4 protein-coding genes and 1 pseudogene are annotated in these 3,594 nt (G+C 44.0%); 4 read left to right on the top strand and 1 reads right to left on the bottom strand.

Annotated elements, in window-relative coordinates:
* Positions 1 to 6: 6 nt before the first annotated feature.
* On the bottom strand, positions 7 to 207 hold the full coding sequence (locus tag PPA04_RS09245; protein ID WP_225361824.1) for a DUF536 domain-containing protein: 201 nt from the start codon (positions 205 to 207) through the stop codon (positions 7 to 9).
* On the opposite strand from PPA04_RS09245, the pseudogene PPA04_RS09240 reads away from it, so the two are divergent.
* From PPA04_RS09240 to PPA04_RS09225, 4 genes and pseudogenes are all read left to right on the top strand, one after another.
* A pseudogene (locus PPA04_RS09240) lies at positions 203 to 535 on the top strand (TetR/AcrR family transcriptional regulator); the annotation flags it as partial. The gene PPA04_RS09245 and the pseudogene PPA04_RS09240 sit on opposite strands and share 5 nt — an antisense overlap.
* Before the next feature lie 222 nt (positions 536 to 757).
* Positions 758 to 1,462 carry an NUDIX hydrolase gene (locus PPA04_RS09235; RefSeq protein ID WP_035426685.1) on the top strand — a complete coding sequence of 235 codons (705 nt, stop codon included), beginning with the start codon at positions 758 to 760 and terminating at the stop codon, positions 1,460 to 1,462.
* Positions 1,463 to 1,577: 115 nt separating this feature from the next.
* Positions 1,578 to 3,017, top strand: coding sequence for a nicotinate phosphoribosyltransferase (locus PPA04_RS09230; protein ID WP_147206812.1), 1,440 nt, complete (start codon positions 1,578 to 1,580; stop codon positions 3,015 to 3,017).
* A gap of 1 nt (position 3,018) precedes the next feature.
* A complete protein-coding gene (locus PPA04_RS09225; RefSeq protein ID WP_045353555.1) occupies positions 3,019 to 3,567 on the top strand; it encodes a cysteine hydrolase family protein in 549 nt (182 codons plus the stop codon).
* Positions 3,568 to 3,594: the final 27 nt, after the last annotated feature.

The raw sequence follows: 3,594 nt of genomic DNA, 5'->3' as shown, positions 1-3,594 counted from the left end.
GATATTTTACGCTCTCTCAGATTCGGTTTGTTGAGGTAATGATGGTTGTGATTGTTTGTGTGTAGTTAAATCTAATTGTTGTGCTTGATCGGCAATCCTATTAGTCGTTGCAATCTGTTCGTCCTTAACCTCTAACTGCTGTTTAAGTAGCTCAATAAAAGCTGATTGTTCTTTGGTTTGAGCCTGTAAAAAATTATTAACCGTCAAACCGTACCAAGAAATTTTCGTGATCGATATTAGTAACCAAGCCCATATTTCCCGGCGGACTTTTTACCGGAATTTCAAAAGCAAAGACGATGTGATTAATCAGTATGTTATTTCCTTACTAAAGAAATACACTGATTGGATCTTGCAAGTTAACCCCCAAACCTATAAAGAAGTCATCGATGACTTCTTTACTTACTGGCCAGCTCACTCAGCTAAATTGGCTTTGTTAGTTAAAGCTGGTTTAAGCTATAAGATCTTGGATAATGCTAACCAAACGATGCCGGTTTTCTTTCGGCGTTTCCATCTCCGCCACCCCAGTGTTGCTTGACACGTCGATGTCACTAACGATACCAAAGTTGAATATATGACCCGCATTGCCGTCGGTATTTTCTGGAATACTTTTTGCTTATGGTTAGCCCAGCCGACGTCGATCACCATTCAAAATTTAGCAATCCTCGTCAAACATGATTTAAAGCAACTGGGCAATTACTAGTGGCCGAGAAATGCTAAAATAGAGTTGAGTTAACAATTATGAAGGGAGGAGCGTCAATTGGATAGTGAAATTATTGCCCGGCCATTGGTGACCATCACCAACGTCATTTGGAGTTTTAATACTGAATTACACCGACCACAATTACTATTGATTAAGCGGGCAGATGAACCTCTAAAGGGACATTGGGCCCTCCCCGAAACCCTCTTGCGGAGTAAAGAGAGTGCCGACGCGGCCTGCATTCGTCTAATTGACGATAAAATTGGCCTGCAAGTTCCGATGAATTCAACCGAACAACTGGCCACCTTTACAGATCCCAAGCGGGTTACGGGAACTCGGGCACTGGCACTCGCCTATATGACCTATTTACCATCAACCCCAAAATTGCATCCAGGGTATGGGGCCACAGATGCCCAATGGTTCGTGCTTGATAAAGATCAGGGCAACTATGTGATCACCCATGACCAACAGGAGATTATCCTAAGTCCCGCCGGTCACCTGGTCTTTGATCATATTCAAATCATTACCACCGCCATTAATCGGATTAAAAACAAGCTGGACTATCAACCCCAAATTCTTCGGATCTTAGGTAATACCTTTACCCTGCGCCAAGCGCGCGAAGTCTTTGCGGCTTTCTTAGGTACGACAATTGACAAGATTGATAATTCCAACTTTAAGAAAACTCACAACCACCTCTTCAAAGAAGTCGGGGCCGCCACTTTGAACCATTCTGGGCGGCCACCAAAGCTCTACCAACTTAACTAAAGGGCATCATTTGCATTTTGCTGCAAAGTATTTATACTAGACGTAAATAAAAGTTAACCATACTTTTATTTTTAGCCAAATTAAAGTAATTTTTACTTAAAAGGAAGCATTTAAGATGAATCTACAACTATTAACCGACTTATATGAATTTTCCATGGCCAATGGGTACTACGCTACCCTACCCCATGATCGACAAGCTCGCTTCGACGTCTTTTACCGCCGGGTTCCCGACAACGGTAGTTTTGTCATTGTCGCTGGTCTCCAGCAAGTGGTAGAACAAGTTCAAAATTGGCATTTCACTAAGGAGAATATTGAATACCTGACCTCCCTGAATGAATTTACTCCCGAGTTTTTGGATTACCTGAGCAAGATTAAAAATCACTGCTCGATTAAGGCTTTACCAGAAGGAACCCCTGTTTTCCCACGGGAACCAATTATTTCAATTAGTGGACCGTTGATTGAAGCCCAGCTGTTAGAAACCTTTATTCTAAACATCATTAACCATCAATCATTAATTGCGACGAAGTCTTGGCAAATCAACCATGCCGCTCAAGGCCGACCAATTATGGAATTTGGCGCGCGGCGGGCGCAAGGCCCTGATGCCGCCACGTATGGGGCGCGAGCCGCGGTGATCGGCGGTTGTACCAGCACGTCGAACTTACAAGCAGCCAGTAAATTTAATATTCCCGCGGCCGGCACAATGGCACATGCCTGGGTCGAAAGCTTCTCTGATGAATTAAGTGCCTTTCAAGCTTGGGCCAAGGTTTATCCTGACAAAGTTTCCTTGCTCGTTGATACTTATGATGTCTTGAAGTCAGGAGTGCCGAACGCGATTCGGGTCTTCAAGCAAGTTAGCGCTCAAGGGCACCAACCAGTCGGGATCCGGATAGATTCCGGTGACATTTCGCAATTAGCCATCAAAGCCCGGAAGATGCTCGATGATGCTGGCTTCCCCAAGGCAAAGATTACAGCTTCAGATGCCCTTGATGCGCATGTAGTTAAGTCGTTGTTGGATGAAGGAGCTCCAATTGATAACTTTGGGATTGGGGAACGTTTAATTACCAGTTCCTCCAGTCCGGTATTAAGTGGCGTTTATAAGCTCGCCGAAGAAAAGATTAATGATCAATGGATCCCAAAAATTAAGGTTAGTGATAGCAGAGAAAAGATCACCCTGCCTGGTAATAAGCAAGTTTACCGGATTTACCGGCAAGATAACCTTCATCAAGCGATCGCCGATGTGATTGCCCTGGCTGATGAGCACATCACGGCTCCATTGAAAGTGGTTAATGCTAATTCGGCAGCCACGCACGCCAGCCAAGTTCTGACTAACTTTAATGCTAAGCCATTGATGCAAGAATATCTGGGTTCCAATGCTTCCCCAATCGAAAATGATCTCTTTAAGATTCAGCAATTCTCAATGGATCAAGTAGCAGAATTACCAGAAGCCACAAAACGGTTAGTTAACCCCGATCGGTACCCAGTTTACTTAACAGCTACATTGGCTGAATTGCAAGAACAGTTAATTACTAAAGCTCAATTTACGGAGGAACATTAAGATGGCTAAAGCGCTCTTAATTATTGACTATACAAACGACTTTGTGGCTGATAAGGGATCACTAACGGTTGGCAAGCCAGCGCAGACGTTGGCCCCAGAAATTATGCGGTTAGCCGATCAATTCTTAAGCCAGCATGATTATGTGATCTTTCCCACTGATGGTCACCGGCTTAATGACCCATTCAATCCAGAAACCAAACTATATCCGGCCCATAATATTATTGGGACGACCGGTCAGAAACTATACGGCCAAGTCGGCAGCTGGTTTGATCGACATCATGACGATTCCCATGTCTACAAATTCAATAAGAACCGTTACTCCTCCTTCCAAAACACCAATTTGGATAACTACCTGCGGGAACGGCGGATTGATGAAGTCTGGATTGCTGGTGTCTGCACTGATATTTGTGTCCTCCACACCGCAATCAGTGCCTACAACCTGGATTACCACATTGTGATTCCACAAGCAGCCGTGGCCACGTTCTCACCAGCTGGTGCTGAATGGGCGATGAATCATTTTAAAAACGTATTAGGGGCCACAATTCGATAATTCACTTTCAAATGATTATCAAAAAAA

The sequence above is a fragment of the Pediococcus parvulus genome, assembly GCF_007990205.1.
Lineage (GTDB): Bacteria > Bacillota > Bacilli > Lactobacillales > Lactobacillaceae > Pediococcus > Pediococcus parvulus.
The sequence above is the reverse complement of the archived record's forward strand: the minus strand, read 5'-3'. Positions and strand labels throughout refer to the sequence as shown.

Excerpts from the sequence above, each read along its gene's own strand:
- PPA04_RS09230 (WP_147206812.1), top strand. The coding sequence starts at position 1,578 with ATGAATCTACAACTATTAACCGACTTATATGAATTTTCCATGGCCAAT.
- PPA04_RS09225 (WP_045353555.1), top strand. The coding sequence starts at position 3,019 with ATGGCTAAAGCGCTCTTAATTATTGACTATACAAACGACTTTGTGGCT.